Below are 25984 nucleotides of genomic sequence, written 5' to 3'. Positions count from 1 at the left end.
CACCCCGTCGTCGGCGAGGCAGGCGTTGCGGCCACCCTCGACCAAGTGCTCGATGAGGCTGCGGCCGCGGCGCTTCTAACCGCCCGGTCAGCGGTCCTCGGCCGCGCAGCGGCGCCACTGCACGTGGTCGCCCGCGCGGTCCGCGTGCCACACCGCCGCACCCGAGTCGGATTCCCAGGTCGGCACCAGCCGCCCGGTCACGACGTGTCCTCGGGCCACCCGGCCGAACAGCTCCACGCCGTCCACCCGGCGGGCCGCCGGGATCCACGCCGGGAAGCGGGTGCCGGGGAGCTTTCGTTCGATCCACTCCCGCGCCGAACCCTCGCTGCCGTGCTCGGATTCGACGATGCTCGACACCGGGCCGTCGCCGCCGACGGCGAGGCCGATCGAGGCGCGCCAGCGCACAGGTGAGGAGTCGGAAGTCATCGTCCTCAGGGTCCCGGACGGGCGTGTCCGCGGGCCAGTACACGTTCGGATGGATTGCCGTTCACTCACCGTGCCTCCTGGCGCTCACCGGACGTCCGCACCCTGATCGTTTTCCCCGTAAGAGTGACTTCCAATCTCACGATGCTTTGAGCAGCCGCGCGCACGCCTTCTCCAGCACCGCGCGCGCGTCGTCACCCTCCAGCCGGGCCGCCCGCTTCAACGCCGGTGCGATGGTGCGCTCGTCGCGGTACGCCGCCACCAGCCGGGGGTCCACATAGGACGCCCGGCAGACCGCCGGCGTGTTGCCGAGAGCCTGGGAGACCTCCCGCATCACCCCGGCCTCCGCGCGTTTGCGGGCGGTCTCGGACGTCGGCGGGTCGGCCGCGGCGAACGCGGCCGCCGCCAGGACCGTCGCCGTCCACGTGCGCAGGTCCTTGGCCGAGCAGTCGTGGCCGGCCAGCTCCTTGAACCGCTCGTTGATGTCGGCCGCGTGCACCTCGTGCCAGGTGCCGCCCTCGCGGTAGGCGAGCAGCCGGTCGCTCCCGGACCGGCTGCGGAGAAGCGACTTCACCACCGAGGCCAGCGCCGCGTCGCGGATCGCCACCTCGCGGTCGAGACCGCCCTTGGCGACGTAGCAGAAGCGGCATTCGTCGCCGCGGACGGCCGCGTGCGCCCGCAGCAGCGTCGCGACGCCGTGGGTACCGTTCTCCTCCGCGTACTCCTCGCCGCCGGTGCGGAAGATCCCCCGGTCGAGCATGCGCAGCGCCGCCGCCAGGACCCGCTTCCTGGTCAGGCCGCGCCCGGCCAGGTCGGCCTCCACCGACTCCCGCCACCCGGGCAGCCGCCGGGCCATCGCCAGGACGCGGTCGTGCTTCTCCTCGTCCCGGTCACGCCGCCACTGCTCGTGGTAGAGGTACTGGCGCCGCCCGGCGTCGTCGGTGCCGACCGCCTGGACGTGCCCGTTCGGGTGCGGGCAGATCCACACGTCCCGCCAGGCCGGCGGGATGACGAGGTCTTTGATCCGCGCCAGCAGCTCCCCGTCGGTGACCGGTGAACCGTCGGGGTGCGCGTAGGAGAACCCCCGGCCGCGGCGGATCCGCCGGATGCCGGGGCCGCGCAGATCGCTGCGCCGGAGTCGGGTACGTCCCATCGCCGCGAAGTACCCGCCCGGTGTACCGCGAAACCACGATTGCCGGCCGGTGGGGTGGGTACGCACCGCGAAAGCACCGGAAGGAGCGGGGATGACCACCGCAACCAAGCCATGGGCCGTCGTCACCGGCGCGTCCAGCGGGATCGGGCTCGAGCCGGCGAAGCAGTCGGCCCGGCACGATTCCGACCTCCTGCTCGCCGCCGAGGACGCCGAGCCGTCCGCGGCCGCTGACGAGGTCCGCGCCTGCGGCGCCCGGTTCGAGGCGGTCCGGACCGACCTCGCCGACGCGGCCGGGGTCGGAGAACTCGTCCGGCACGTGGCCGGCCGCCCGGTCGAGGCACCGGCCGTCAACGCGGGCGTCGGCCGCGGCCACGAGATCGCCGAAGCGGGGTTCGAAGCCCTGAGGGCAGGCGAGGGCAAGGTCGTGCCCGGTGCGGCGAAGAACAAGCTTCAGTCCGCGGCCTCCCGGGTGCTGCCGGACGAAGTCGAAGCCAAGCAGCAGGGCAAGATGATGCGGCCCGGATCGGCGGAGGGATGAGTGCCGTGAAAGACGCCGCGGTGGCGAAGGCGAAGCAGGTTCAGCGCGATTACGCCGGGGAGGCCGACCGGCCGCTGGCCGGCTACCTCGGTGCGATGGGTGTCTTCGGTGTCTTCGCCGGCACCCTGGCCGCGCTCGGCCGCGTCACCGGTGCGCGCCTGCCCCGCCGCTTCGGCGCCGGTGACACGGTCCTGCTGGGCACGGCGACGTTCAAGGCCAGCCGCATCCTCGCCAAGGCGGCGATCACCAGCCCGCTGCGCGCGCCGTTCACGAAGTACGAAGAGCCGGCGGGCGAAGACGAGCTGAACGAGTCCGTGCCGGCGAAGGGCCACGCCGGACACGCCGTGGGCGAGCTCGTCTCGTGCCCGTTCTGCCTGGACGTGTGGATCGGCACCGGCTTGGCCGCCGGCCTGGTCGTGGCGCCGCGGCCGACCCGGCTGGTGGCGACGGTGCTGACCGCTGTCGGCGTCGCCGATGCCCTGCACCTGCTGTACGACGCGGGCAAGAAGCTCGCTTCCGGTTAGCCGGGGTCCCGCTCAGCCGGGCCCGCGCCGCAGCGGACGGACCGCGGGGCCTTGCACGACTTCGCCGTCGACGCCGAAGCGGGAGCCGTGGCAGGGGCAGTCCCACGTCCGTTCCGCGTCGTTGAAGGAAACCAGGCAGCCGAGGTGGGTGCAGTGCGCGCCGACGGTGTGCAGCCGGCCGGCTTCGTCGCGGTGGGCGGCGACGAGCTCGCCGCCCACGCGCACGACTTCGGCCTCGCCGGGCCGGAGGTCGTCGAGCTTCTCCGACCGCCACAGCGCCGCCACGTGGTCGCCGACCAGGTACTTCGCCACCGTGAGGTTGTCCTGGGCGAGGCTGAGCGCCGAACGCGGGTCGAAGCGGTTGGGGTCGAACAGGTCCGCGGCGGGGTGCTCCTCGCCGCGGATCCGCGCGGCCAGCACGTGCCCGGCCGCCGTGCCGCCGGTCATGCCCCACTGGCCGAACCCGGTGGCCACCCACAGGTTCTTCGTCCCCGGCAGGTAGCGCCCGACGTACGGCAGCAGGTCCACAGTGGACAGATCGTGCGCGGACCACCGGTGGGTCACGCGGTGCAGGCCCGCGTGCTCGTCCGCCCAGGCCGCCAGCCGCTGGTACCTGCGTTCGACGTGGACGTGCGCGCCGACGCGGTAGTGCTCGCCGCCCGCGATCACCATCGGCGTGCCCTGCTCGGTGTGGCCGCGCACGGAGTGGTGCGTGTCGGCGTCGAGGAACATGCCCGCCGGCGGGGCGTTCCCGGCCGCCGGGCCCGCGACGACGAGGTCGCGCACCGGTTCGAGCCGGGCGAAGTAGAGGCCGCGGTCGAGCACCGGGTAGTGGGTGGCGACGACGACTTCGCCCGCCGCGACGTCGCCGCGCGAGGTCCGGACGGTCTGCCCGTGCACCGCGGTCGCGCGGGCGTTCTCGACGACGGTGCCGCCGGCCCGCTCGACCTCGGCGGCCAGCCCGAGCAGCCAGCGGCGCGGGTGGAAGTGCGCCTGCCCGGTGGTGCGGACGGCGCCGAGCGCGGGCACGTCGAGCGCGACGTCCTCGGTGAACGACGCCGGCAGCCCGGCCGCGGCGGCCGCGTCGGCTTCCCGCTTCAGCGAGTCCACGGTCTTCCCGCGCGTGGTGTAGACGTAGCTGTCGGCGCGGGTGAACCCGCAGTCGATCCCGAGTTCGGCCGACGTGGCGGCGATCCACTCGGTGGCCGCCGTCTGGGCCGCGGCGTAGGTCCGCGCGGCTCCGGCGCCGTGGCGGGACTTGAGGTCCGCGTACTTCGCGCCGTGCTGCGCGCTCACCTTCGCCGTGGTGTGGCCGGAAACCCCGGCGGCGACGCGGTCGGCTTCCAGCACGACGACCGAGCGGCCCGCCCGCGCGAGCAGCAGCGCCGTCGTGAGGCCGGCGATGCCCGCGCCGAGCACCGCCACGTCGGCGGATTCCGGCACCGGGACGCCGGTGCGGTCGGGGGCGGGCGCGGTCTCGACCCACAGCGAAAGCGGTTCGGGCAGGACAGTCATGCGTGCGGGTGCCCGCTGGCGCGGCGGTCAAACCGGCCATCCGGCCCCGTTTCGGGGAATCGGGGCCGGGTAGTTCAAAAGGCATGGGTATCAACATCTTCGTGATCGGCCTGGACGAAGAGAACCAGCGGGTGCTGGAGCGCCTGCCGTGGGCGGGGAGCTACGAGTTCCACGGCCTGCTGACCCCCGAGGAACTGCAGCACGGGGACATCGACTTCGAAGCGCTGCTGAAGACCGCGCAACACGAACTGGACGCCTTCGACGGCGACGTCGGCGCCATCGTCAGCTACTGGGACTTCCCGGCGGCGACCCTCGTGCCGATCCTGTGCGCCCGGTACGGCCTGCCCAGCGTGTCGCTGGAGGCGGTGCTCAAGTGCGAGCACAAGTACTGGAGCCGCCTGGAACAGCGGAAGGTGATCGACGAGCTGCCCGGCTTCGGCATCGTCGACCTCGACGGCGAACGCCCGTCGCCGCCGGCAGGTGTCGGGTTCCCGATGTGGCTCAAGCCGGTCAAGTCGTTCTCCTCGGAGCTGGCCTTCAAGGCGGAGAACGAAGCCGAATTCGCCGACGCGGTCGCCGAGATCCGGGACGGCGTCGGGCGGGTGGGGGAGCCGTTCGGCTACGTGCTCGACCAGGTGCAGCTGCCGCCGGAGATCGCCGATGTCGGCGGCGCGGCGTGCCTGGCCGAAGAGGCGCTGCACGGCGTCCAGGCGGCCGTCGAAGGGTACGTGTACCGCGGCGAGGTCACCGTCTACGGCGCCCTCGACTCGGTCAACTACCCGGACAGCTCGTCGTTCCTGCGCCACCAGTACCCGTCCCAGCTGGGCGAGGAGCCGGTGCGGCGGATGCGGGACGTCGCCGAGCGCGTGATGAGACAGCTCGGCTTCGACAACGGCACCTTCAGCATCGAATTCTTCTGCGACCCCGAGTCGGGCCAGGTGGCGCTGCTCGAGATCAACCCGCGGCACTCCCAGTCGCACGCCGAGCTGTTCGAGTTCGTCGACGGCGTCGCCAACCACGAGATCATGGTGCGGCTCGGCCTCGGCCAGGACCCGGGCCGCCGGGCCACCAAGGGCAGGTACCAGATCGCCGGCAAGTGGTACCTGCGCCGGTTCTCCGACGGCGTCGTGACGCGCGTGCCGACGCCGGCGGAGGTCGCGGCGGTCGAGGAGCGCATCGACGGCACGCAGATCACGATCGTGCCCGAGGCGGGGCAGCGGCTTTCGGACCTGCCGGAGCAGGACAGCTACAGCTTCGAACTGGCGCAGCTGTTCATCGCGGCGCACACCGAGCACGAGATGGCCGACAAGTACCAGGCCTGCGTGGACGCGCTGCCGTTCGAGTTCGAGTAAGCGCGAAGAAGGGGACTTCCCGCACAGCGCGCGGGAAGTCCCCCTCGGTTCACGGGTCAGCCCGACTGGGGGTCGGTGTCGTCGTGCTCGTCACCGCCCGAAGTTCCCTGCTCACCTCGGAGGGTTTCGCGCTGCGCTTCCGGCGTGTCCCCGTGCGGGTCGTCGCCGCGGGGTCCGCCGGCGGGCTCGGTGGGGTGCTGCGTGCGGTTCTCGGACGTCATCGTGGGTCCTCCTTCGTGGTCCTTTGCGGACCGGATACCCCCGCGGGACCGCCCCAACCGCCTGGGACCGATCGGTTTGCGGCGATCTTCGCCGGGTAGCCGGGGGCGACGCGGTTGTCCGCCGGCGAGCGCGCCGGGCCCGCGGCGAGTGAAGGAGACCGAGATGACCACGTCGGCGGAACCCGTCCGCCCGGGCCCCTTGGCCGCCCGGACCGTCCTCACCGCGCCGCGATTGCTGCGCCTGCCCGGCGTCTACCGCCCGCAGGAGGACACCGCCCTGCTCGCCGCCGCGATCGCCGACCTGGCCATCACGCCCGGCGCACGGGCCCTCGACCTGTGCACCGGCACCGGCGCGCAGGCGATCGCGCTGGCCCGTCGCGGCGCGAGAACCGTGCTGGCCGTGGACCTTTCGCGCCGCGCGCTGGCTTCGGCCCGGCTCAACGCGCTGGTCCGCCAAGCCGCGGTGCGCCCGTGCCGGGGAGACCTGGCGACGGCGCTGAGCCGGGGCCCGTTCGACGTCGTGGTCGCGAACCCGCCGTACGTCCCGGCCCCGGCCGCGACGGTCCGCGCCACCCGCGGCTGGGACGCCGGGCCGGACGGGCGCGCGGTCCTGGACCCGCTGTGCGCGGCGGCGGGCACGCTCCTGCGTCCCGGTGGCACGTTGCTCCTCGTCCAATCCGCACTGTCCGATGTGGACAAGTCGCGGGAACTGCTGGCGGCGCAGGGCTTGCGGACGTCGGTGGACCGGCGTGCGCGGATCCCGTTCGGACCGGTCCTTTCCGGACGGACGGAGTTCCTCGAAGCGGCCGGCCTGATCGCACCCGGCCAGCGGACGGAGGAACTGGTGGTGCTGCGTGCCGTCCGCTGACCGCCCGCGCCGGGTGACGGTGGTCCCCGGCGGCCCGGTGCTCGTGGAGGGTCCGGTCGAACTGACCACCCCGGACGGCGAAGCCGTGCGCTCCGACCGGTTCGTGGTGGCGGTGTGCGCGTGCCGCCGGAGCAAGCGGTTCCCGTTCTGCGACACCAGCCACCGCAAACGGGTGCGCGGCAAGGACTGAAGCCGGTCAGGCCAGCGGGACCCGCAGGGAAGACTTCCCCGCCCGCCAGGACTCCAGGACGTGCGCCCCGAATCGGCCCTCGAGGAGCTCCGTGGCCTGGATGCCGAACACGACGTCGGCGGCCAGTTCGGGTTCCTGGGTGAGCAGGTCGCCGAGGACGTCGTGGCGCATCACCTGTTCGTGGACCGCGTCGGCTTCGATGTGCTCGGTGTAGAAGAAGCGGCACGCTTCCGGGGCGCCGAGGCGGCGCAGCGCCTGGTCCATCCGGTGCGCGGACGGCCCGGTGGTGATCTCGGCCGCGGCGAAGTGCCCGCACAGCGCGCCGCGCAACGAGCGGTGCAAGCCGAACAGCGACATCATGTTGACCACGGCCAGCATCGCGGCGGGGGCGTGGTCGATGAGCTCCAGGTAGCCGTCCGGGAGGCCGGCCGCGCGCAGCAGGTCCGTGTACAGCCGCGCGTGCATCAGTTCCGCGCGGCCGCCGCCGAACTCGTCGAACTCCACCGCCACCAGGGCGGCCTTGGCCCGGCCGCGCAGGCGCGGGATCACCCACGCGTGCGGGTCGGCTTCCTTGTGGTGGTAGACCGAACGGTGGATGAAGTACTCCTTCATCTGCGTCCAATCACCGTGGTCGCGGAGGAAGTGCGAAACGCCTTCCGCGTCGACCGGCTCGACCAGCAGGGCGTCGAGTTCGGCGGCGACGTCGTCGCCGCCCGGCACGTTTTCGCGCAGGGCGGCGAGGAAGCGGGCCTCCAGCGCGCCGCGCAGGCGCAGCAGCTCGGGGTCCCACTCCCAGTCGGCCGACACCCCGGGCAGGCCCTGGTAGTGCAGTTCGTAGCACAGGTGCAGGGCCAGCTGGACGTCGTCGCCGAGCGGGTCGGCGGCCACGAGCGCGTCGAAGCCGAGGTCCGCGCGCGGCTGTTCGCGCAGCAGGGTCCCCAGCACCGACTCCGAGAGCGGGCCGCGGGCGGAGGGCAGGGTGGCCGCCGCGGTGGTGGTGGTCGTCATGGCTCCCGGCTACCCCGTGCGCAGCGTTCCAAGCGCCGGCGGGACGGTCAGCGCGGTGAGCCACCCGACCGCGACCTCCGGGCCGCCGCGTCCGGCCACCGCGCGTTGCCGCACGGACCCGGTGCCGTCGGCGCGCAGCACCGCGACGAGCGCCTGGACCTCGGCCAGGTCGCCGCTCTCCGCCAGAGGCTCCCGGACGTGCGCCAGCAGCTGCTCGACCAGCGCCCACGCGGGCCGGCGCGTCCGCCCGGCGACGTCGACGAGCTGCCCGGTGAGACCGTGGCGCGCCGCGGCCCACACCGCGGCCGCGGCCACCTGCGGCGACAGCGGTTCCGCTTCGCGCCCGCGGCCGAGGTCGGCCAGCGCGCGCTGCACCAGCGCGCGGCTCAGCAGGGCCTGCAGCACGGCGTGGTCGACGGTCAGCGCGGTGTCGGCGACCCGGAACTCCACGGTCGGGAACCGGCCGGACGGGCGGGCCAGCCAGAACGTCTGGTCCGGGTCGACGAGCGCCCCGCACTCGACGAGCGTGCCGACGGTCCGGCGGTACTCGGCGTGGTCACGCGCGTGCGGCGCGACGCCGAAGCCGGGGAAGCGGGACTGCAGGACCACCCGCCAGCTGTGGTAACCCGTGTCGCGCCCGTGGTCGAACGGCGAGTTGGCGGAGAGCGCGAGCAGCGTGGGCAGCCACCGGCCGACGTGGTTGACGACCGCGACCGCGGTGTCGGGATCGGGCACCCCGACGTGGACGTGGCACCCGCAGGCTTCGTAGTCGGCGACCACCGCACCGTAGGCGTCGTCGATGTCGGCGTAGCGGCCTTCGCTCGCGGGCGGCGGCGTGGCGGGGCCGGGTCCGATCGGGGTTCCGGTGGCCAGGAGCGCGCAGTCTTCGGCCGCGGCAGCCCCGGCCAGCACCCGCCGGGCGGCCGTCAGCTGGTACCGCAGCTCGTCCGCGGTGGTGCAGACGCCGGTGGCGGCCTCGATCTGGGTGAGCCGCAGCTCGCGGTGCACCCGGGCCCCGTCGGGCAGCGGGCCGTGGTGGCGGTGGCGGGCCAGCACCTGTTCCGCGCACGGTGACGCGTGTCCGGTGCGCGGGTTGACGAGCAGGAACTCTTCTTCGACGCCCATCGTGGGCGGGCCGTCGGCCATGGCGGGCTCCTTCCGGGCGACGCCTGGCCCGGATACCCGATCCGGGCGCGGAAACGCCTCCGGACCCGGGGTTTGTTTCGCCGCGAACCGGCAACGGGTAATCCAGGACAATGACCATTGACGAGCAGCACCGCGCGGCGGGAACCGAACTGCCGGCGCACCGGCTGCCATCGCCGCGCGCTCCCGCCGACGGACTCACCGGCCGCACCCGGTGGCGCACCCCCGACGCGATCGTCGTGGAGGTGGCGGGCGACATCGACCTCTGCACTGTGTCCCGCCTGGAAGCCACGCTGGAGGAGCACCTCCGCGCGTGCCCCGGGGTGCTGCGCGTCGACCTGGGTGAGGTGCACTTCCTCGGCGCCGCCGGGCTTCGCGCGTTGGTGCGGGCGGCGGAGCAAGCCGCCGAAGCCGGCGTGCACCTCGTCTTCGACCCCGGCCGCTCCCACGCGGCGATCCGCGCGCTCGAACTGCTCGACCGCCTGCAGGGTTAGCCACGACCGGTTCCGGCGGCTCGCCTTGAGTGGGTGGCTGCGGGTCTGGGCGCCGCCGACTTGGTGCAGCCGACCGGAGTGAGCGGCCGCGGGTCTGGCCGACCCGGTGCCGCCGATCTTGAGCTAGCGGCCGCCGACCCGGTCCGGCCGCGCCGAACCGGGTGAGCGGCTGCGGGAGCGGGTGTCGCCGACCCGGTGCGGCCGACCTGAATTAGCGGCCGCACGTCAGGCGCCGCCGACCTGGTGCAGCCAACCTGAGTGAGCGGCCGCCGACCCGGCACGGCCTCGCCGACCCAATTGAGCGGCTGCGGGTCTGGGACCCGCCAACCTGGTGCAGCCGACCTGAGTGAGCGGTCACGGGGTCTGGCCGAGCCGGCCTGGTGTGGCCGGACTGAGTGAGCGGCCGCGGGGTCTGGCCAAGCCGGCCTGGTGCAGCCGACCCGAGGGAGCGGTCGCGGGGTCTGGCCGAGCCGGCCTGGTGCAGCCGACCCCGGATGGGCGGCCGCACGTCGGCCGCCGCCGACCCGGTGCAGCCGACCTGAGTGAGCGGCCGCCGACCCGGTCCGGCCGCGCCGGCGGGTGAGCGGCCGCGTGTCTAGCGGCCGCCCTCGGCCAGCAGGTCCACCACGTCTTCTCCGCGTTCCCGGTCCGCGAAGCGGCGCCGCTGCCGATCGGCGCCGCCGCCTTCCGCGACCAGGCGCGCGATGCCGTCCCGTGCGAAGTCGAGGTCGCCGGCCGCTTCCAAGGCCGGGGCCGTTCGCGCCACCAAGTCGTCGAGCACGCTCTTCGCCGGAGCCAGATCTCCGTTGTCCGGGTGCGGGCAGCAGCCGGTCACGCCCTCCCGCGACGCCCGCCAGAGCTGGGCGCGCAGCACCTCGTTCGGCAACGGCGCCGGGGGAACGCCGCCGGCCAGCGCGGTCGCGACCAGGCCGCGGGCCAGCACCGCCAGCAGCACCGCTTCTTCGGGCGTCGCGGCGACGTCGGCGATGCGGAATTCGAGTGTCGGCTGCTTCTCCGACAGCCGGACGTCCCAGTAGATCATCCCGCGGTCGAGGATCGAACCCGCGCGCAGCCACGCGTCCACGATGCTTTCGTACTCGTCGAGCGAGGCGAACCGCGGTGGCGGCCCGGCCGAGGGCCAGCGGCTCCACTGCTGGTAGCGCCAGCTGCTGTAGCCGGTGTCGTAGCCGTCGGCGATCGCCGAGTTCGCGGTGATGGTGAGCAGCGCCGGCAGCCACGGGCGCACCCCGTTCAGCACCTGGACGCCGGTTTCCTTGTCCGGGATGGCGACGTGCACGTGGCAGCCGCACGTGAGCGAAGTCCGCGCGGTGGCACCGAAGTGCTCGGCCATCCGCTCGTAGCGCGCGTTCGGCGTGATGGTCGGCAAGTCCGCTTCGGACAGTGGGGGCGCTCCGGCGGGCAGCAGCCGGACGCCGCGCCGTCGTGCGGCGCCGGAGAGGTCGGCGCGCAGGCCGCGCAGCTGGCGCAGGGCTTCGGCGTGAGTGCGGCAGACGCCGGTCGCGGCCTCGGCCTGCGACCGCGTCAATTCGTGCTGCAGGTCGCCTTGGTCGTCGGCGGTCGCTTCGGCGGCGTCGACGACGTCGTCGCCGGCCTGGGACAGCTGACCTCGGCGATCGACGACGAAGAACTCTTCTTCGACGCCGAACGTCAGCACCTCGCCGGTCGGTTCGTTCACCGGTGTTCTCCTGGGGGTCGGGAGTTCCGGCGAGTACCCGTGGCGCCGATCGCGCAAACGGCGTTTTCCGGGCGGCACGGAGGGTATCCGGGTGGTCATGAACTCCAGCGCCGCTGTGCCGCCGTCGCTGCTGGCCGCCGACGCCGGCGCGACCGTGCGCCGGCTATCCCACCGCGTCGGCGACGGCCACCTCGTCCCGCCGGCCGAGCTGTACCGCGTCCTCGGCGCCCTGCGGCTGCTGGCCGACGACCTCACCCACCTCCTGCCCGCCCTGCAAGGACGGCTGGAGGACGGTCTGCTCTCCGGCCAGGTGGTCCGCCACGGCGGCGGCGACACCGAAGCGGCGTGGGACTCGGTGGGCGAGGTCGGGCGGGCGCTGGCGCACGCCGGGACCGTCGCGCTGCTCATGACGAAGGAACTGGAAAACTCCCAGGTCGCCCTGCGCGACCTGGCCACACCGTGAGGACACCGATGTCGACCGACGCGATCGTGCTGCTCAAGAACGACCACAAGACCGTGGAGAAGCTGTTCAAGGAGTTCGAAAAAGCGGGGGAGGACGCGTACCGCGAGAAGCGCCGCATCGCCGACTCGATCATCGAAGAGCTGACGGTCCACGCGTACATCGAGGAGGAGATCTTCTACCCGGCCGCGCGCGAAGCCGTGCCGGAGACGAAGGACCACGTCCTGGAAAGCGTGGAGGAGCACCACGTCGTGGTGTGGATGCTGTCGGAGCTGCGCGGCATGGACCCGAAGGACGAGACGTTCGACGCGAAGGTCACGGTGCTGACCGAGAACGTCCGCCACCACGTCGAAGAGGAAGAGGACGAGTGGTTCCCGGAGGTCCGCTCGGCCATGGGGCGCAAGCGGTTGCAGGAACTGGGGCAGCGGATGATCGACGCCCGGTCCGCCGCGCCCAAGAACCCGTTGGAGCTGAAGAGCGCGAAGGCCTAGCTCCGAGCCACGACCCGGACCGACTCCAGTGTCGAGTCGGCCGGGTCGGGCAGCTCCATGCCCGCGCCCAACCCGCTCCGGAGGTAGTCCACGACCGGCTTGGTGAGCACCTCGCCCGGCAGAACCCCAGGCGCACCAGGCGGGTACGGCGTGATCATCTCCGCCGCGACACGGCCCGGCGCCTCGGCCACGGGCACCTGCTCGGCCGGCCCGAAGAACGCGTCGCGCGGCAGCATCGCCGTTTCCAGCTCCAGCTCCTCAGGTGACGGGATGTCCACCTTCGGCGGCTTCTCGAACGAGGGCGCAGACTCGAGCAGCGCCCCGATCGCCTCGATGAGCGTGCTCGCCGTCTCCTCGTCATCCGCGTGGGTGAACTGGGCCACGATCCGGCGATGGTCGGACAGGCCGACGGTCACGCGCTGCTCCTCGCGGAGCCAGTCCGCCGCCTGGTAGCCGCTGATGCCGAGCGGGGCGAGGTCGAGGACGACCTTCAGCGGGTCGACCGAGTCGGCGAGGTCCGGGCCGAGGAATTCGTCGTGCAGCACGGTGAGGCCCAGCTCGGCCAGCCGGCGGCGCACCGACGTCACCGGGCGGAGGGCCCCGGCGAGCAGCTGCTCGCCCTGCTCGGCCATCTGCCGCCGCCAGCCGTCGAGGCCCGCGTACACCAGGGAACTGGCGCTGGTCGTGCCGAGGAGATCCTCACGCGCCTTGAGCACGGCCGGGTCGACGCGGTCGCCGCGGAGGTGGAACACCGAGCTCTGCTCGACCGCGGCACCCATCTTGTGCACGCTCGTCACGCACACGTCGGCGCCCGCGAACATCCCCCACGGCGGCAGGTCGTCGTGGAAGGGCAGGTGCGCGCCCCACGCCTCGTCCACCACGAGCGGGATCCCGCGCTCGTGGCAGAAACCGGCGACCGCGCGGATGTCGCCGCAGGTGCCGTAGTCGGTCGGGGTCACCATCAGCGCACCCTTGACCTCGGGGTCGCGCTCGTACGCTTCGGCGAACTCCCGCACGCCCGGCGGGTGGCTCAGCCCCAGCCCTGTGGTCCGGCGACGGCGAGCATCGCGCTCTTCACCGAAAGGAGCTGCCGCACGTCGAGAAGAACGTGCTCGGCGCCGACCGCGTCGGCCATCAGCGCCTGCGCGTCGGCCAGGACGCCCTGGCGCATCAGCCGGTCGTCGAGGCCGTTGAGCGCGATGACGTCGGACTTGAACACGTCGGCGCCGACGACGGCCAGCACCCGCGGGTCGATGCCCCGTCCCTGCTTGTGGCCGGGGGCGTTGAACGGGACGTACCCCGCGTGGTGGTAGGCGCGCAGCGCGTCGAGCACCGGAGCTCGGCTGTGGTCCATCGCGCACGGGTAGCCGCGATCCGCCGGGCGAAACACCCTCCGGTGTCGACCGGGCGTGGTAAGGGTATTCCGGTGGGCATGGAGTGGCACGAGGAGCTGCACGAGCGGTCGGACGAGCGGGTCGAGGGGCTGGGGGAACGGCTGTGGGCGGTCGCCACCGCGCTGCACGAGCACCCCGAACTGTCCTATGAGGAGCACGCCGCCGCAGAACGCCTGACGCGGGAGCTGGCCGGCGACGGCTTCGCGGTGGAGACGGGGACCGCGGGGCTGCCGACGGCGTTCACCGCGCGGGCCGGCAGCGGGCGGCCGTGCGTCGCGCTGCTGCTCGAGTACGACGCGCTGCCCGGCCTGGGGCACGCCTGCGGGCACAACCTCATCGCCGCGGCCGGGCTCGGCGCCGCGCTGGCGGCGAAGGACGTCCTCGCGGACAGCCCGGGTTCGCTGCTCGTGGTGGGCTGCCCCGCCGAAGAACGCGGCGGTGGCAAGGTCGCGCTGGCCGAAGCCGGTGTCTTCGACGACGTCGACGCGGCGCTGATGGTCCACCCCGGCGTCCACTCGTGGTCGTGGGCCCCGCTGACCGCGCAGGTGGAGCTGAAGGTGACCTTCCACGGCCGCGCCGCGCACCCGACCGGCGACCCGGAGGCGGGCGTCGACGCCCTGGCCGCGCTGATCCAGGCGTTCGGCGCGATGTCCGCGTTGCGCCAGCGCCTGCCCGCGGGCTCGCACATCCAGGGCATCATCACGCACGGCGGCGAGGCGACGAACATCGTCCCGGACCGGGCCGAGGGGCGCTTCGGCCTCCGCGCGCTGACGACCGACGCGCTGGACCGCCTGGTCGACGACGTGACGGCGGGCGCGCAGGGCGCGGCGCTGGCGACGGGCGCGAAGGTGGACGTCGAACGCGCCGGCCGCGGCTACGCGCACTTCCGCGACAACCCGGTGCTGTCGGAGCGGTTCACCGAGCACCTGGCGGCGTGCGGGATCCACGCGACCCCGCCGGCCCCTGGCGTGTACCTGGGCTCGTCGGACGTCGGCAACGTGAGCGTGCGCGTCCCGGCGATCCACCCGTTCGTCGCGATCACGGCGGAGGAGAACTCGGACCACACCCCGGAGTTCGCGGCCGCGGCGGCGAGCCCCCGCGGCCGGGCGGCGATGCTCGCCTCGGCGGCGGCGCTGGCCCGTACGGCGATCGACCTGCGTACCCACCCGGCCTTGGTCAGCCGGGCGTGGGACTGCTTCCGCGCCCTGGCGCGCAACGGACGCTGAGCGCGCCGGCCGGCTCCGTCCTCTGTGGAGCCCCGTTCCGGCGGGCTTGACGCATACCCATATCGGCATATGATGACTCGCGTGGCCCGAGCAGCGACGACGACCGACACCTTCAACGCGGTCGCCGAACCCCGGCGGCGGCAGATCCTCGACGTCCTGCGGGGCGGGGAGCGGTCGGTCGGCGACCTCGTGGACCTGCTGGGCCTGGCCCAGCCGCAGGTGTCGAAGCACCTCCGGGTGCTGCGGGAGGTGGGCGCGGTGGACGTGCGCGGCGACGGCCGCCAGCGGCTCTACCGGCTCAACGGGCCCGCGCTCAAGCCGATCCACGACTGGGTCCGGCAGTACGAGCGGACCTGGTCCGAGCGGTTCGACCTGATCGACGACGTCCTCGAAGAACTCAAGGAACAGGAGCACTGACGTGGAGATCACCCTCCCGGCCGACGACCAGATCCTCATCACGCGCGAGTTCGACGCGCCCAAGCACCTCGTCTACCGCGTGTGGACCACGCCCGAGCTGGTGCGGCGGTGGTGGAGCGGGCAGCGGGGGACCACCGCCGAAGTCGAGCTGGACCTGCGCCCCGGCGGCCGCTGGCGGTACGTCCTGAAGACCGACGAGGGCACTGAAGTCGGCTTCCACGGCGAATACCGCGAGATCGTGCCCGACGAGCGGCTCGTCTACACCGAGGTGTTCGAGCTGCCGGGCGTGCCCCTCGACGCGGTGGACGGGCCGCTCAACACCGTCACCTTCACCGCGCTCGAGGGCGACCGCACGCTGCTGAGCCTGCTGACCGTGACCGGCAGCAAGGAACTGCGGGACTTGATCCACCAGTCGGGCATGGAGGTCGGCGTCCGGGAGCAGTTCGTGCTCATCCAGGAGCTGGCGGACTCCCTGCGTTAGCGGCCCGCAGGAACCGCTCGCCCGTCTTCGCCAGTTCCGCGGCGAGTTCCGGGGCGTCCAGCACTTCGAAGTCCACTTCGAGCAGGCCCAGGTACAGCCCGAGCATCTGCGCGTTGTCGGAGCCGACCTCGGCCACGCAGCGGTCCGGGCCCTCCGGCGTCACGTCGACCGCGATCGGCAGCCGGGCGCGCACGTGGCCGGCCGGCGCGTGCAGCCGGACCCGGGCGTGGAAGCGCCACGTCGCCGCGCCCACGCTGTGCTGGACGAACCGCGCCACGTCGCCCTCGGGCGGCTCGCGCGGGGTGAAGCGCGGCCCGTTCGGCACCTTCGTCGTCATGCGGTCGACGCGGAACGTGCGCCAGTCGTCGCGAGTGGTGTCCCAGGCGACCAGGTACCAGCGCCGTCCCCAGCTGACCAGCCGGTGCGGCTCGACGTCGCGACGGCTCGGCTCGCGCAGGTGGCTCGTGTAGTCGAAGCGCAGCCGCTCGCTCGCCCGGATGGCCGCCGAGATCGCGGTCAGCACGTCGGCGTCGACGGCCGGGCCCACGCCGGGCACCGAGACCGTCGCCGCCTGCAAGGCCTGGACGCGGTGCCGCAGCCGGGACGGCAGGACCTGCTCCAGCTTGGCGAGGGCGCGCACCGACGTCTCGGCGATGCCGGCCACGCCGGTCGCGGTGCGGAGGCCGACCGCGACGGCGACCGCTTCGTCGTCGTCCAGCAGCAGCGGCGGGAGTTGCGCGCCGGCGCCGAGCCGGTACCCGCCCTGGACGCCGGGAGCGGCCTCGACCGGGTAGCCGAGCTCGCGCAGCTTGCCCACGTCGGTGCGGACGGTGCGCGCGGTGACGCCGAGCCGCTCGGCGAGGTCCGCGCCGGTCCAGTCACGCCGCGTTTCGAGCAGCGAGAGCAGCCGGAGCAGGCGGGCAGAGGTCTGCAACATGTCCCGAGCCTCCCACGAATCGCGGAAGGAAGTCTTCCGCAATGGTTCGTAGCGTCCTGGGCATGACGAACGAAATCCGCTCCTTCCGCATCGAGATCCCGCAGGCCGAGCTGGCGGGCCTGCACCGGCGCCTCACCGACGCGCGGTTCGCCGACCCGGTGCCCGGCGACGAGCCGGACTGGTCCCGCGGCATCCCCACCGCGGTCGTCCGGGAGCTGGCCGAGTACTGGCGGGACGGCTTCGACTGGCGCGCGCAGGAGGCGGCGCTGAACGCGTTCCCGCAGTTCACGACCGGGATCGACGGGCAGACCATCCACTTCCTGCACGTCCGGTCGCCGCGCGCCGACGCCGCCCCGCTGCTGCTCACCCACGGCTACCCCAGCTCGGTCGCCGAGTTCCTCGACGTCGTCGGCCCGCTGGCCGAGGCGGGCCCGGACGCCTTCCACGTCGTCGTCCCGTCGTTGCCCGGGTTCGGGTTTTCGACGCCGCTGAGCGGACCCGGCTGGGAGCTGGCCCGCACGACGGACGCGTTCGCGGAGCTGATGACGCGGCTCGGCTACGACCGCTTCGCCGCGCAGGGCGGCGACATCGGCGCGGGCGTCACCGGGCGGCTCGCCTCGCTGTACCCGGAGCGCGTCATCGGCACCCACGTCAACAGCGACCGCGGGACGATCGCGCTGGCGGGGGAGCAGCTTCCGGTGCCGGAAAACCTGTCCGCGGCCGAACAGTCCGAATTGGACACCGCCCGCGAGGCGTGGAAAGCCGGCCGCGGTTACCTGGACCTGCAGTCGCACAAACCGGAGACGATCGCCGCCGCACTCACCGACTCCCCGGTCGGGCAGCTGGCCTGGATCGCGGAGAAGTTCCAGGCGTGGACCGGCGACGGCGTCGACCGCGACCGGCTCCTGACGAACGTGAGCCTCTACTGGTTCACCCGCAGCGGCGCGACCGCGGCCCGGTTCCTCTACGAGGCCGCGCATTCCGGGCACGGCTGGCTGACGCCGTCGGCCGTCCCGGCGGGCTGGGCGGTGTTCGACGCCTCGCCGGTGGTCCGGCGGATCATGGACCCGGAGGAGAAGATCGCGCACTGGTCGGAGTTCGCCACGGGTGGCCACTTCGCCGCGCTGGAGGAGCCGGAGCTGCTGGTGGCCGACATCCGCGCGTTCTTCTGCGGCCTGTGGTGAACGTCCGCGCGCCCCTCGCCGCGCGGGTCGTGCGTGGGCCAGAATCGGCGGTGTGCAGTTCGCCATCCTCGGGCCGGTCGAAGCCCACCGTCCCGATGGGACACCCGTCGCGCTCGGCGGGCCGCAGTTGCGCGGCCTGCTCGCCCTGCTCGCGCTCGACGCCGGGCGGATCGTCGGTGCCGAACGGCTGATCGACGGCCTGCACGGCGACCACCCGCCCGAGGGGGCCGCCGAGGCGCTGCAGTCCCAGGTCTCGCGGCTGCGCAAGCGCCTCAAGGACGGCGGCGCGCCGGACGGGCTCGTCGAGTTCACCCCCGCCGGGTACCGGCTCGCCGTCGACCCGCAGGACGTCGACCTGCACCGCTTCGAGCGGCTCACCGCGCAGGCGCGGGAAACCGCCGGGCCGGAAGCGAAACTCGCGCTCTTCACCGAGGCGCTGGCGCTCTGGCGGGGTCCCGCGCTCGACGGGCTCGCCGACGCGCCGCGCGCGGCCCGGCTCGCCGAGCTGCGGCTGGCCGCGACCGAGGACCGCGTCGACGCGGCGCTCGCGCTCGGGCAACACGACGGGCTCGTCGCCGAACTCCGGGAACTCGCCCGCGAACACCCGCTGCGTGAACGGCTCGCCGCCCAGCTCGTGCGTGCCCTGCACGGCAGCGGCCGGTCCGCCGAAGCGCTCTCCGCGTTCGCCGAAGTCCGCGAGCGCCTCGCCGACGAACTGGGCGCCGACCCGTCACCCGAGCTCGCCGACGCGCACACGGCCGTCCTGCGCGGGACGCCCGCGCGCCGGGTTCCGGTGCCGCTCACCGGGTTCGTCGGCCGCGGCGAGCTCGACCGGCTCCGCGCGGCGCTCGGTTCGGCACGGCTCGTCACGCTCACCGGGCCCGGCGGGGCGGGCAAGACGCGGCTCGCCGTCGAAGCCGCGACCCGCGAAGCCGGCGATGTCTGCTTCGTCGAATTGGCCACGACGACCGAGGTCGCACCCGCTGTCCTCGTCGCGCTGGGGCTGCGTGAACAGGGTGTCCTGGCGCCGGGTGCGCCCGCGGATCCCGCCGACCGCCTGACCGCCGGGCTCGCCGACCGGTCGCTGCTGCTCGTCCTCGACAACTGCGAACACGTCGTCGCCGATGCCGCGCGGCTGGTCCGGCGGCTGCTCGGGGCCGCTCCCGGCGTGCGCGTGCTGGCCACCAGCCGCGAAGCGCTGGGCCTGACCGGCGAGACGCTGGTCCCGGTCGGCGCCCTGCCCGCCGTCGCCGCCGCGCGGCTGTTCACCGAGCGAGCCGCGGCCGTCGCTCCCGGCGAAGCCCCCGACAGCGACGCCGTGACGCGGATCTGCGCCGCCCTCGACGGCCTGCCGCTGGCGATCGAACTCGCCGCCGCCCGGCTCCGGACGTTGACCGCCGCCGACGTCGCGGCCCGGCTCGGTGACCGGTTCGGCCTGCTCTCGCGCGGCGAACGGACCGCCGAGCCGCGGCACCGGACTCTGCGAGGTGTCGTCGAGTGGAGCTGGGACCTGCTCGACCCGGGCGAACAGCGGCTCGCCGGCCGGTTCTCGGTGTTCGCCGGTGGTGCGCGGCGGGACGCCGTGGAACGGGTCTGCGCCGTCCCGGACGCCGACGACGTGCTCGCCGGCCTCGTCGAGAAGTCCTTCGTCGAGTTCGGCGGCGGCCGCTACCGGATGCTGGAGACCATCCGCGCCTTCTGCGCCGAGCAGGGGGAAGACGTGCGGGCCGCGCACGCCGCCTACTTCCTCGACCTCGCCCGCGCGGCCGAACCGCAGCTGCGCGGCGCGGACCAGCTGGCCGCGTTGGAGCGGCTGACCGCCGAGCACGCCGAGCTGCACGCGGCCCTGCGCTGGAGTGCGGCCGCGGCCCCGGAACTCGCCCTGCGGCTGATCGCGGCGCTGTCCTGGTACTGGTGGCTGCGCGGCCTGCGCAGCGAGGCGGCGCCGTTCGCGGACGCCGTGCTCGCCGCCGTCGGTCCCGAACCGCCGCCGGGGCTCGCCGAGGAGTACGTCCTCTGCCTCATCCACGCCTCCGGCACCGACACCGGGATCGAGCCGATCGTGCAACAGCTGGACGGGCCGCTGCGGCACCCGTACCTCTTCCTGTTGTGGGCCTTTTCCGCGCGCCCCAAGGCGAAGGAGGGCGAACGGCTCGCCGCGCTGATCGGCCCGGACCCCTGGTCGCGGGCGTTCGCGCGGATCGGCGACGGCCTCGGCGCGCAGTACGGTGGCCGGGTCGCCGACGCCGAGGCGCACTTTTCCGCGTCGCTGACCGGGTTCCGGGCGCTCGGCGACCGCTGGGGCGCGGCGAGCGCGCTGGAGAAGCTCGCCGAGTTCGCGGACTGGCGCGGCGACCACGCCCGGTTCCGCGAGCTGATGGACGAGTCCGTCCGGCTGGCCGGCGAGCTCGGTGCCTTCGAAGACGCGGCCGACCTGCTCTGCCGCCGCGCCGACGGCGTGCTGCGCGCGGGCGACGCCGAAGCCGCCAAGGCCGACTACGAAGCCGCCGCCGAGCAGGCGCGCGGCACACCCCTGACCCTCGCCCGGGCGCGCGGCGGGCTGGGCGAAGTCGCGCGCCGCGCGGGTGACCTGGCCGCGGCCCGCCGCTGGTACACCGCGGCGCTCGGCCTGACGACCGGCCCGGTGACCGGCGGCGAGACGCGCATCCGGCTCCACACCGGCTTCGGCTGGACCGCGGCGGCCGACGGCGACCTCGACCTGGCGACCGAACTGCACCAGGAGGCGCTCGCGACCGCGCTCGAGCACGCGAACCTGCCCGGCGCGGCCCAGGCGATCGAAGGGCTGGCCGGGGTGCTCGCCGGGCGCGAACAGGACGAGCGTGCGGCGTTCCTTCTCGGCGTGGCGGTCGGGCTGCGCGGCGCGCCGGTCGCCGGGGACGCCGACGTCGAGGGTGTCGCGGCCCGCGTCCGGGCGCGGATCGGCGGCGATGCCTACGCCAAGGCCTTCGGCCGCGGCCGGGAAATGCCCCCTGACCAGGCCATCCACGAGCTCGGTCAGCGGCGGTTCGCGCTCGGTTCGTGAACGGTGAGCGGCCGCGCCCAAGCTGCGAGGCATGACGAAGAACATCCTGATCTCCGGCGCCAGCGTCGCCGGCCCCGCCCTCGCCTTCTGGCTGCACCGCCACGGCTTCCGCGCCACGGTCGTCGAGCGGGCCCCGAGCCTGCGCGAAGGTGGCTACAAGGTCGACATCCGCGGCGTCGCCGTCGACGTCGTCCGCCGGATGGGGCTGCTGGACGAGGTGCACGCGGCGAGCACCGACATGCGGGGCGCGGCGTTCGTGGACAAGCGCGGCAAGCAGATCGCCACCCTCGACGCCGACACGTTCGGCTTCCGCCACGGCGACGACACGGAGATCCTCCGCGGCGACCTGGCGAAGATCCTCTACGACGCGACCCGCGAGCACACCGAGTACGTCTTCGGCGACTGGATCACCGGGCTCGACCAGCGCCCCGACGGCGTCGAGGTGACGTTCGCCCACGGCGCCCCGCGGAAGTTCGACCTGGTGGTCGGCGCCGACGGCCTGCACTCCGGCGTCCGCGCGCTCGCGTTCGGCCCGGAGGAGGACTTCCTGCGCCGGTTCGACGCCTACATCTCGATCTCGACGGTGCCCAACACGTTCGAACTGGACCGCTGGGAGCTGCTGCACTCGGCGGCCCCGGGCAAGATGGTCAACGTCTACAGCACGGCCCGCGCCGACGACGCCAAGGCGGCGTTCTGGTTCAGCGCCCCGCCGCTGACCTACGACCGGCGCGACGTCGAGGCCCAGAAGGACCTGGTGGCCGGCCAGTTCGAGGGTCTGGGCTGGGAGGTTTCGCCGCTGCTCGAAGCGATGCGCGAGGCGGGAGACTTCTACTTCGACCCGGTGTGCCAGATCGTCATGGACCGCCTGTCCACCGGCCGGGTGACACTGCTCGGCGACGCGGGCTACTGCGCGTCCCCGGCTTCGGGCCAGGGCACGAGCTTGGCGCTGGCCGGCGCGTACGTCTTGGCGGGCGAGCTGGCTGCCTCGGACGACTTCACTTCGGCGTTGTCCCGCTACGAGGCGGAAATGCGGCCGTTCATCGAGAAGAACCAGGCACTGGCGAAGGCGGCGCTGCGGGGGATCATCCCGCAGTCGCGGGCGTTCGCGTGGATCAACACCCGGATGATCAAGCTGATGCCCTATCTGCCGGGCCGCAACCGGGTGCTGGAGCAGATGGCCCGCCCGATCCGCGAGGCGGCGAACGCCTTGGTGCTGAAGGAGTTCAGCGCTTCAGCGGATCGTGCCCCCAGTTCATGAGCGAATGCCGCCAGGTGCCGGTGCACGCAACCGACGACCTTGCGCGTCCCGGTGAGGTCGTCCCCGTCGAGGTCGTCTTCCCTGGTTTCGAGGATCGCGATGATCTTCCGCCCTTCCGGACGGGTACCCGGCAAGATCGCGGGTACTCGCCGGGGCAGGAGGTGTCCGATGAGCGAGGACTTCAAGAAGGGCGACCGCGTGCGGTGGGACGCGGGCAACCAGAGTTCGGTCGGGACGGTCGAGGAGAAGATCACCGAGGACACGCACGCCGGCAAGCGGGACGTGAAGGCGTCGCCGGACGAGCCGCAGTACCTGGTGAAGAGCGAAAAGACCGGGAAGACCGCCGTGCACCACCCGGACAAGCTGCACAAGGCCTAAAGCGCGGCCTTGACCTTGGCCGCGACCTCGGTCAGCTCCTCGCGGGTCCGCACCCGCCAGTCGGCGTCCATGACGAACCCGTCGCCGGCGTGGCGGGGGATCACGTGCAGGTGGACGTGGGGGATTTCCTGGCCCGCGGCCTTGCCGTCGGCCAGGAAGAGGTTGATGCCCTCGCACGGCAGATCGGTCCGGCGCAGCGCCGCGGCCAGCGTGTGCGCGACGGCGAACAGGCGGCCGCCCGTCTCGGCGGGCAGCGAGGCCAGGTCCGCGTGGTGCGCGCGGGGCAGGACGAGCAGGTGCCCGGTGGTGACCGGCCGCAGGTCGACGATGGCGACGAAGTCGTCGTCCTCGTGCACGAACGCCGCCGGGGCGCCGCCGGTGGCGATGGCGCAGAAGATGCACTTGCCGCCGTCGGTGGTCGCCGGCATCCGCTTGAGTTCACCCATGGGGGTGACCCTAGCCGGGTGATCATCGCGCTGTCAGGTGCTTCCCCGCCCAGTCGGCGAACCGCGTCAGCGGGATGCCGAGGGCGCGGGCGAACTCGGGCCGCGCGGGGTGGCCGACCTCGTTCTGCCATTCGTGCCGCACGGCGAACGCGGGCGCCCCGGCGGCCACGGCTTCCTCGGCGGTCATGTCCGGCGCGGTCAGTTCGACGCCCAGCGCGCGGGACAGGATCGCGGCGACGTCGGTCATGGTCATGAGTTCGCTCGCGAGTTCCAGCTCGACGCGGTGGAAGCGCGCCGGATCGGCGAACGCCGCGGCGGCCGCGGCGCCGATGTCGGCCACCGCGACCAGCGCGAGTTCCGTGCCGGGCTTGATGGTCGTGACGAGCCGCCCGCGGGGCAGCAGGAACGACGGCGGCAGGAAGTTCTCCATGAAGAACCCCGGCTTGAGCAGCGCCCAGTGCTCGAACCCGGCGTCGCGGACGCGGTCCTGCAGCGCGGACTTCGTTTCGAGGTAGTGCTCCATCGAGGTCCAGCGGCCCTCGGCCCAGCCGGGCACGGACCGGTGCTGCCCGGCCCCGGACACCGACGTGTGCACGAACTGCGGCACGCCCGCTTCGCGCGCGGCGTCGACGAGGTTGCGGCCCTGGACCCACTCGGCATCGCCGTCGAGGTCGGCCAGGTCCGGCATCTGCACGGAAAACACGCCCCGCACGCCTTTCACGGCCGAGCGAAGGGAATCGGGGTCGTGGAGGTCGCCGACGACGAGCTCGGCACCGAGCTCGCGGATCGCCTGGGCGCGGGCCGGGTCGCGGACCAGTGCCCGCACGGGGATCCCGGCCTTCAGGAGGGCGCGGGCGGTGGCGCCGCCTTGCTTGCCGGTGGCGCCGGCGACCAGAACGGGGGACATGGGACTCCTTCGGCGATAAGTGGCGGGGCCCGCCACTTCCTGGTCGCTACACTAGCCGTGAAGTGGCGGCCCCCGCCACTTACGTCCAGGAGGTGGTCCGTGCCGCGGTCCGACGCCCGCCGCAACTACGCGCGCATCCTCGAAGTCGCCGAGGCCGAGGTCGCCGCGCACGGCGCGGACGCGTCGCTGGAGCAGATCGCCCGCACCGCCGGCGTCGGCTCGGCGACCGTGCGCCGCCACTTCCCGAGCCGGCGGGCGCTGCTGGAAGCGGTCTTCCACGGCCAGGTCGACGCACTGGCCGCGCAGGCCCGCGAGCTGGCCGGAGCGGCCGATCCCCGTGCCGCCCTGCTCGACTGGCTCGCCGCCTTGACGACCTACGCGGCGACCGCCCGCGGCTTGGCGACCGCGCTGGTCCGCGACGACACCGCGGCGGAGCACGCCCACGCCTGCTCGGCGACGATGACCGCGGCCGGCGCCCCCCTGGTCCGGCGCGCGGCCGAGGCGGGGGTGGTCGGACCGGAGGTGACGATCGCGGACCTGATCGCACTGGTCACCGGAATCGTGCTGGCCACGGAGAACCACCGTGATTCGGTGGGTGAGGCGCATCGCTTGCTGGCGTTGGCGGTGCGGGGGATCAGCCCGGTCGGTTGAGCGGCGGGGCCTGCCACTCGTGGTCTGGGGGGAAGTGCGGGGAGTGCGTTGCTCGCCCGCGACCCGGTGGGCGAGGCGCAATGCTTGCTGGCGTTGGTGTGCGGGGCATCAGCCCGGTCGGTTGAGTGGCGGGGTTTGCTGCTCGCGCTCCGGAGGAAGTGCAGGGAGTGCGTTGCTCGTCCGCGGTTCGGTGGGCGGGGCGCATCGCGCGTTGGCGTTGGCGGTGCGGGGGATCAGCCCGGCCGGCTGAGCCGCGGGGCCTGCCACTCAGCCAGCCGGAGGAAGCGCAGGGGAGCGCGTTGCTCGCCCGCGACCCGGTGGGCGAGGCGCATCGCTTGCTGGCGCTGGCGGTGCGGGGGATCAGCCCGGTCGGCTGAGCCGTGGGGCCTGCCACTCAGTGTCCGCGAGAAGTGCGGGGAGCGACCCGGCACGAGTGGCAGCTCCTGTCCGACGCTCAGCCCGCTTCGCCCAGCCAGTGGTGCAGCGCCCACCACGACCGCACCGCGTCCAGGACTCCGCCGCCGCTGTTCTCCGCCAGTGCCAGCGGTGTCAGCTCCGCCAGCCGGTCCAGGCGGTAGCGGACCGTGTTCGGGTGCAGGTGCAGCGCCTCCGCCGTCGTGCGCAGGCGCTGGCCGTGGTCGAGGTACGCCAGTGCCGTCGCCGCCAGTTCGCGGTGGAACGGGTTCGCCGGGTCCAAAGCTCCGAGCACCGACGTCGTGAGCAGGTCGGCGAGCAGTGGCTGCGCGGCCAGTGCGAGGCCGCCCGCCAACGTCGTCAGGTCGTGGTGGCCTGGGCCCGCCAGCCGCGCCGCCGCCGTGCAGAGGTCGTGGACCGGGCGCAGGGCGGGCAGCGCCACCGCGGGCGCGACGACCAGCACGACGCCGGCGGCCGGCTCGACGACGGGCGCCCGGGCCGCCAGCCCGGTGAGCCTGCCCTCCACCAAGCCGTAGACGCCGCCGAACTCCAGCAGCGCCTGCTCCAGCGCGCGGGCCCGCACGGGATCGCTGACGTCGGAAACCACGCAGTGGTACCGGCCTTCGGGACGCAGTCCCGCCTGCCGGAGCTCCTCCGGTGTCGGCGGGTGCCCGGCGAGCAGCAGGGTGCGAAGCAGCTGGGTGCGCGCGTCGCGGACGGTGCGCGACAGCTGGAGCTCGGCCGCGTGGTAGCCCTTGACGATGTGGCGTTCCAGCGCGCCGGTGTAGCGCTCGGCGGCCAGGACCGTCTCGAGGATGACGTCGTCGGGCAGGCCCGCCGCGCGGCAGCGTTCGACGGCGACGCGCGCGGCGAGCGTCCGGCCCGCCTGGACCCCGCGCAGCAGGTCGGTGAGCGGGACACCCTGCTCGGCGCGGTCGGCGCCCAGCTTCTCCGCCGTCGTGTAGTCGGCGGTGGCGGGGTTGGTCGTGGCCCGCAGCGCCGCCGAAAGCAGGAACCGGACGTGGCGGCGGTTCTCGGCTTCCGGCAGCCGCGCGACCCCGGGCGACTCGGTGCGCGCGGCCCGCACCAGCTCGTCCAGCACGGTCTCGTCCGCGGCCATCGCGTCGAGCACCTGCCGGAGCAGCGGCAACGCCGGCACGGCACCTCCCGGG

At 73.7% G+C, this 25984-nt stretch carries 28 protein-coding genes and 1 pseudogene; 16 read left to right on the top strand and 13 right to left on the bottom strand.

Annotated features, from left to right (window positions below; all coding sequences use genetic code 11):
* Positions 1-87: 87 nt before the first annotated feature.
* Both ACLJQM_RS25340 and ACLJQM_RS25335 read right to left on the bottom strand, forming a co-directional pair.
* Entirely contained in the window at positions 88-426 is a 339-nt protein-coding gene (locus ACLJQM_RS25340) for a hypothetical protein (protein WP_410633007.1), read from the bottom strand.
* Positions 427-562: 136 nt separating this feature from the next.
* Positions 563-1576 (bottom strand): DNA topoisomerase IB, encoded by a 1014-nt coding sequence (locus ACLJQM_RS25335; protein WP_410633006.1) that lies wholly within the window; start codon positions 1574-1576, stop codon positions 563-565.
* Positions 1577-1667: 91 nt separating this feature from the next.
* Here ACLJQM_RS25335 and ACLJQM_RS25330 point away from each other — a divergent pair, with 91 nt between their 5' ends.
* Together ACLJQM_RS25330 and ACLJQM_RS25325 are read left to right on the top strand one after the other, a co-directional pair.
* The gene (locus ACLJQM_RS25330; protein WP_410633005.1) at positions 1668-2114 is read left to right on the top strand and encodes an SDR family NAD(P)-dependent oxidoreductase; all 447 of its coding nucleotides are present in this window, start codon (positions 1668-1670) and stop codon (positions 2112-2114) included.
* Positions 2111-2638, top strand: coding sequence for a DUF1360 domain-containing protein (locus tag ACLJQM_RS25325; protein WP_410633004.1), 528 nt, complete (start codon positions 2111-2113; stop codon positions 2636-2638). Before ACLJQM_RS25330 ends, ACLJQM_RS25325 begins: the two co-directional genes overlap by 4 nt.
* A 12-nt stretch (positions 2639-2650) precedes the next feature.
* Here ACLJQM_RS25325 and ACLJQM_RS25320 read toward each other — a convergent pair whose 3' ends face one another.
* Positions 2651-4153: an FAD-dependent oxidoreductase gene (locus ACLJQM_RS25320; protein ID WP_410633003.1), complete on the bottom strand. Its 1503-nt coding sequence runs from the start codon at positions 4151-4153 to the stop codon at positions 2651-2653.
* A gap of 83 nt (positions 4154-4236) precedes the next feature.
* Here ACLJQM_RS25320 and ACLJQM_RS25315 point away from each other — a divergent pair, with 83 nt between their 5' ends.
* Entirely contained in the window at positions 4237-5505 is a 1269-nt protein-coding gene (locus ACLJQM_RS25315) for an acetyl-CoA carboxylase biotin carboxylase subunit family protein (RefSeq protein WP_410633002.1), read from the top strand.
* A 56-nt stretch (positions 5506-5561) separates the two neighbouring features.
* On the opposite strand, the gene ACLJQM_RS25310 is transcribed toward ACLJQM_RS25315, so the two are convergent.
* Complete coding sequence (locus ACLJQM_RS25310; RefSeq protein WP_247024038.1) at positions 5562-5726, bottom strand: hypothetical protein; 165 nt, start codon at positions 5724-5726, stop codon at positions 5562-5564.
* Positions 5727-5889: 163 nt separating this feature from the next.
* Between ACLJQM_RS25310 and ACLJQM_RS25305 the strand changes: the two genes are divergently transcribed.
* A complete protein-coding gene (locus ACLJQM_RS25305; RefSeq protein ID WP_410633001.1) occupies positions 5890-6594 on the top strand; it encodes a HemK2/MTQ2 family protein methyltransferase in 705 nt (234 codons plus the stop codon).
* Positions 6581-6784: a CDGSH iron-sulfur domain-containing protein gene (locus tag ACLJQM_RS25300; protein ID WP_360782931.1), complete on the top strand. Its 204-nt coding sequence runs from the start codon at positions 6581-6583 to the stop codon at positions 6782-6784. The genes ACLJQM_RS25305 and ACLJQM_RS25300 overlap by 14 nt, the downstream gene beginning before the upstream one ends.
* A 6-nt stretch (positions 6785-6790) precedes the next feature.
* Here ACLJQM_RS25300 and ACLJQM_RS25295 read toward each other — a convergent pair whose 3' ends face one another.
* Complete coding sequence (locus ACLJQM_RS25295) at positions 6791-7792, bottom strand: iron-containing redox enzyme family protein (protein ID WP_410633000.1); 1002 nt, start codon at positions 7790-7792, stop codon at positions 6791-6793.
* A gap of 9 nt (positions 7793-7801) precedes the next feature.
* The gene (locus ACLJQM_RS25290) at positions 7802-8938 is read right to left on the bottom strand and encodes a glutamate--cysteine ligase (RefSeq protein ID WP_410632999.1); all 1137 of its coding nucleotides are present in this window, start codon (positions 8936-8938) and stop codon (positions 7802-7804) included.
* Positions 8939-9048: 110 nt separating this feature from the next.
* On the opposite strand from ACLJQM_RS25290, the gene ACLJQM_RS25285 reads away from it, so the two are divergent.
* Positions 9049-9429 carry an STAS domain-containing protein gene (locus ACLJQM_RS25285; protein ID WP_410632998.1) on the top strand — a complete coding sequence of 127 codons (381 nt, stop codon included), beginning with the start codon at positions 9049-9051 and terminating at the stop codon, positions 9427-9429.
* 595 nt (positions 9430-10024) lie between these two features.
* Here the strand turns inward: ACLJQM_RS25285 and ACLJQM_RS25280 are convergent.
* Positions 10025-11125: a glutamate--cysteine ligase gene (locus ACLJQM_RS25280; RefSeq protein ID WP_360782920.1), complete on the bottom strand. Its 1101-nt coding sequence runs from the start codon at positions 11123-11125 to the stop codon at positions 10025-10027.
* 97 nt (positions 11126-11222) lie between these two features.
* Between ACLJQM_RS25280 and ACLJQM_RS25275 the strand changes: the two genes are divergently transcribed.
* Both ACLJQM_RS25275 and ACLJQM_RS25270 read left to right on the top strand, forming a co-directional pair.
* Entirely contained in the window at positions 11223-11588 is a 366-nt protein-coding gene (locus tag ACLJQM_RS25275; protein WP_360782917.1) for a hypothetical protein, read from the top strand.
* Positions 11589-11596: 8 nt separating this feature from the next.
* The gene (locus ACLJQM_RS25270; protein WP_360782914.1) at positions 11597-12076 is read left to right on the top strand and encodes a hemerythrin domain-containing protein; all 480 of its coding nucleotides are present in this window, start codon (positions 11597-11599) and stop codon (positions 12074-12076) included.
* Here ACLJQM_RS25270 and ACLJQM_RS25265 read toward each other — a convergent pair.
* A pseudogene (locus ACLJQM_RS25265) lies at positions 12073-13430 on the bottom strand (aminotransferase class I/II-fold pyridoxal phosphate-dependent enzyme). The gene ACLJQM_RS25270 and the pseudogene ACLJQM_RS25265 sit on opposite strands and share 4 nt — an antisense overlap.
* A 78-nt stretch (positions 13431-13508) precedes the next feature.
* On the opposite strand from ACLJQM_RS25265, the gene ACLJQM_RS25260 reads away from it, so the two are divergent.
* The 3 genes from ACLJQM_RS25260 (at position 13509) to ACLJQM_RS25250 (ending at position 15594) form a co-directional block, all read left to right on the top strand.
* Entirely contained in the window at positions 13509-14696 is a 1188-nt protein-coding gene (locus ACLJQM_RS25260) for an amidohydrolase (RefSeq protein WP_410632997.1), read from the top strand.
* Positions 14697-14777: 81 nt separating this feature from the next.
* Positions 14778-15113: an ArsR/SmtB family transcription factor gene (locus ACLJQM_RS25255; protein ID WP_247024028.1), complete on the top strand. Its 336-nt coding sequence runs from the start codon at positions 14778-14780 to the stop codon at positions 15111-15113.
* 1 nt (position 15114) lies between these two features.
* On the top strand, positions 15115-15594 hold the full coding sequence (locus ACLJQM_RS25250) for an SRPBCC family protein (RefSeq protein WP_410632996.1): 480 nt from the start codon (positions 15115-15117) through the stop codon (positions 15592-15594).
* Here ACLJQM_RS25250 and ACLJQM_RS25245 read toward each other — a convergent pair.
* Positions 15563-16531, bottom strand: a complete 969-nt coding sequence (locus tag ACLJQM_RS25245; protein WP_410632995.1) for a helix-turn-helix transcriptional regulator — start codon at positions 16529-16531, stop codon at positions 15563-15565. The genes ACLJQM_RS25250 and ACLJQM_RS25245 overlap by 32 nt on opposite strands.
* Positions 16532-16593: 62 nt before the next feature.
* Here ACLJQM_RS25245 and ACLJQM_RS25240 point away from each other — a divergent pair, with 62 nt between their 5' ends.
* The 3 genes from ACLJQM_RS25240 to ACLJQM_RS25230 are packed head-to-tail and all read left to right on the top strand — an operon-like array spanning position 16594 to position 22016.
* Complete coding sequence (locus tag ACLJQM_RS25240) at positions 16594-17715, top strand: epoxide hydrolase family protein (RefSeq protein ID WP_410632994.1); 1122 nt, start codon at positions 16594-16596, stop codon at positions 17713-17715.
* Between the two features lie 52 nt (positions 17716-17767).
* Entirely contained in the window at positions 17768-20758 is a 2991-nt protein-coding gene (locus ACLJQM_RS25235; protein WP_410632993.1) for an ATP-binding protein, read from the top strand.
* A gap of 31 nt (positions 20759-20789) precedes the next feature.
* On the top strand, positions 20790-22016 hold the full coding sequence (locus ACLJQM_RS25230; protein ID WP_410632992.1) for an FAD-dependent monooxygenase: 1227 nt from the start codon (positions 20790-20792) through the stop codon (positions 22014-22016).
* Here ACLJQM_RS25230 and ACLJQM_RS25225 read toward each other — a convergent pair.
* A complete protein-coding gene (locus ACLJQM_RS25225) occupies positions 21899-22270 on the bottom strand; it encodes a DUF3140 domain-containing protein (RefSeq protein WP_410632991.1) in 372 nt (123 codons plus the stop codon). The two genes, ACLJQM_RS25230 and ACLJQM_RS25225, sit on opposite strands and share 118 nt — an antisense overlap.
* On the opposite strand from ACLJQM_RS25225, the gene ACLJQM_RS25220 reads away from it, so the two are divergent.
* Positions 22185-22394, top strand: coding sequence for a DUF2945 domain-containing protein (locus tag ACLJQM_RS25220; RefSeq protein ID WP_247024022.1), 210 nt, complete (start codon positions 22185-22187; stop codon positions 22392-22394). The two genes, ACLJQM_RS25225 and ACLJQM_RS25220, sit on opposite strands and share 86 nt — an antisense overlap.
* Here ACLJQM_RS25220 and ACLJQM_RS25215 read toward each other — a convergent pair.
* Complete coding sequence (locus ACLJQM_RS25215) at positions 22391-22840, bottom strand: HIT family protein (RefSeq protein WP_410632990.1); 450 nt, start codon at positions 22838-22840, stop codon at positions 22391-22393. The two genes, ACLJQM_RS25220 and ACLJQM_RS25215, sit on opposite strands and share 4 nt — an antisense overlap.
* 22 nt (positions 22841-22862) lie before the next feature.
* Positions 22863-23747, bottom strand: a complete 885-nt coding sequence (locus tag ACLJQM_RS25210; protein ID WP_410632989.1) for an NmrA family NAD(P)-binding protein — start codon at positions 23745-23747, stop codon at positions 22863-22865.
* Between the two features lie 99 nt (positions 23748-23846).
* Between ACLJQM_RS25210 and ACLJQM_RS25205 the strand changes: the two genes are divergently transcribed.
* A complete protein-coding gene (locus ACLJQM_RS25205; RefSeq protein WP_410632988.1) occupies positions 23847-24398 on the top strand; it encodes a TetR/AcrR family transcriptional regulator in 552 nt (183 codons plus the stop codon).
* A gap of 454 nt (positions 24399-24852) precedes the next feature.
* Here the strand turns inward: ACLJQM_RS25205 and ACLJQM_RS25200 are convergent, their stop codons facing one another.
* On the bottom strand, positions 24853-25971 hold the full coding sequence (locus tag ACLJQM_RS25200) for a helix-turn-helix domain-containing protein (RefSeq protein ID WP_410632987.1): 1119 nt from the start codon (positions 25969-25971) through the stop codon (positions 24853-24855).
* Positions 25972-25984: the final 13 nt, after the last annotated feature.

Origin of the sequence: Amycolatopsis sp. cmx-4-83 (genome assembly GCF_046548815.1) — a bacterium.
GTDB lineage: Bacteria > Actinomycetota > Actinomycetes > Mycobacteriales > Pseudonocardiaceae > Amycolatopsis > Amycolatopsis pretoriensis_A.
The sequence above is the reverse complement of the archived record's forward strand: the minus strand, read 5'-3'. Positions and strand labels throughout refer to the sequence as shown.

Bases quoted from the DNA above. Each gene is read 5' to 3' on its own strand.
- ACLJQM_RS25340 (WP_410633007.1), bottom strand. From the start codon at position 426: ATGACTTCCGACTCCTCACCTGTGCGCTGGCGCGCCTCGATCGGCCTC.
- ACLJQM_RS25335 (WP_410633006.1), bottom strand. From the start codon at position 1,576: ATGGGACGTACCCGACTCCGGCGCAGCGATCTGCGCGGCCCCGGCATC.
- ACLJQM_RS25330 (WP_410633005.1), top strand. From the start codon at position 1,668: ATGACCACCGCAACCAAGCCATGGGCCGTCGTCACCGGCGCGTCCAGC.
- ACLJQM_RS25325 (WP_410633004.1), top strand. From the start codon at position 2,111: ATGAGTGCCGTGAAAGACGCCGCGGTGGCGAAGGCGAAGCAGGTTCAG.
- ACLJQM_RS25320 (WP_410633003.1), bottom strand. From the start codon at position 4,153: ATGACTGTCCTGCCCGAACCGCTTTCGCTGTGGGTCGAGACCGCGCCC.
- ACLJQM_RS25315 (WP_410633002.1), top strand. From the start codon at position 4,237: ATGGGTATCAACATCTTCGTGATCGGCCTGGACGAAGAGAACCAGCGG.
- ACLJQM_RS25310 (WP_247024038.1), bottom strand. From the start codon at position 5,726: ATGACGTCCGAGAACCGCACGCAGCACCCCACCGAGCCCGCCGGCGGA.
- ACLJQM_RS25305 (WP_410633001.1), top strand. From the start codon at position 5,890: ATGACCACGTCGGCGGAACCCGTCCGCCCGGGCCCCTTGGCCGCCCGG.
- ACLJQM_RS25295 (WP_410633000.1), bottom strand. From the start codon at position 7,792: ATGACGACCACCACCACCGCGGCGGCCACCCTGCCCTCCGCCCGCGGC.
- ACLJQM_RS25290 (WP_410632999.1), bottom strand. From the start codon at position 8,938: ATGGCCGACGGCCCGCCCACGATGGGCGTCGAAGAAGAGTTCCTGCTC.
- ACLJQM_RS25285 (WP_410632998.1), top strand. From the start codon at position 9,049: ATGACCATTGACGAGCAGCACCGCGCGGCGGGAACCGAACTGCCGGCG.
- ACLJQM_RS25275 (WP_360782917.1), top strand. From the start codon at position 11,223: ATGAACTCCAGCGCCGCTGTGCCGCCGTCGCTGCTGGCCGCCGACGCC.
- ACLJQM_RS25270 (WP_360782914.1), top strand. From the start codon at position 11,597: ATGTCGACCGACGCGATCGTGCTGCTCAAGAACGACCACAAGACCGTG.
- ACLJQM_RS25260 (WP_410632997.1), top strand. From the start codon at position 13,509: ATGGAGTGGCACGAGGAGCTGCACGAGCGGTCGGACGAGCGGGTCGAG.
- ACLJQM_RS25245 (WP_410632995.1), bottom strand. From the start codon at position 16,531: ATGTTGCAGACCTCTGCCCGCCTGCTCCGGCTGCTCTCGCTGCTCGAA.
- ACLJQM_RS25240 (WP_410632994.1), top strand. From the start codon at position 16,594: ATGACGAACGAAATCCGCTCCTTCCGCATCGAGATCCCGCAGGCCGAG.
- ACLJQM_RS25230 (WP_410632992.1), top strand. From the start codon at position 20,790: ATGACGAAGAACATCCTGATCTCCGGCGCCAGCGTCGCCGGCCCCGCC.
- ACLJQM_RS25220 (WP_247024022.1), top strand. From the start codon at position 22,185: ATGAGCGAGGACTTCAAGAAGGGCGACCGCGTGCGGTGGGACGCGGGC.
- ACLJQM_RS25215 (WP_410632990.1), bottom strand. From the start codon at position 22,840: ATGGGTGAACTCAAGCGGATGCCGGCGACCACCGACGGCGGCAAGTGC.
- ACLJQM_RS25210 (WP_410632989.1), bottom strand. From the start codon at position 23,747: ATGTCCCCCGTTCTGGTCGCCGGCGCCACCGGCAAGCAAGGCGGCGCC.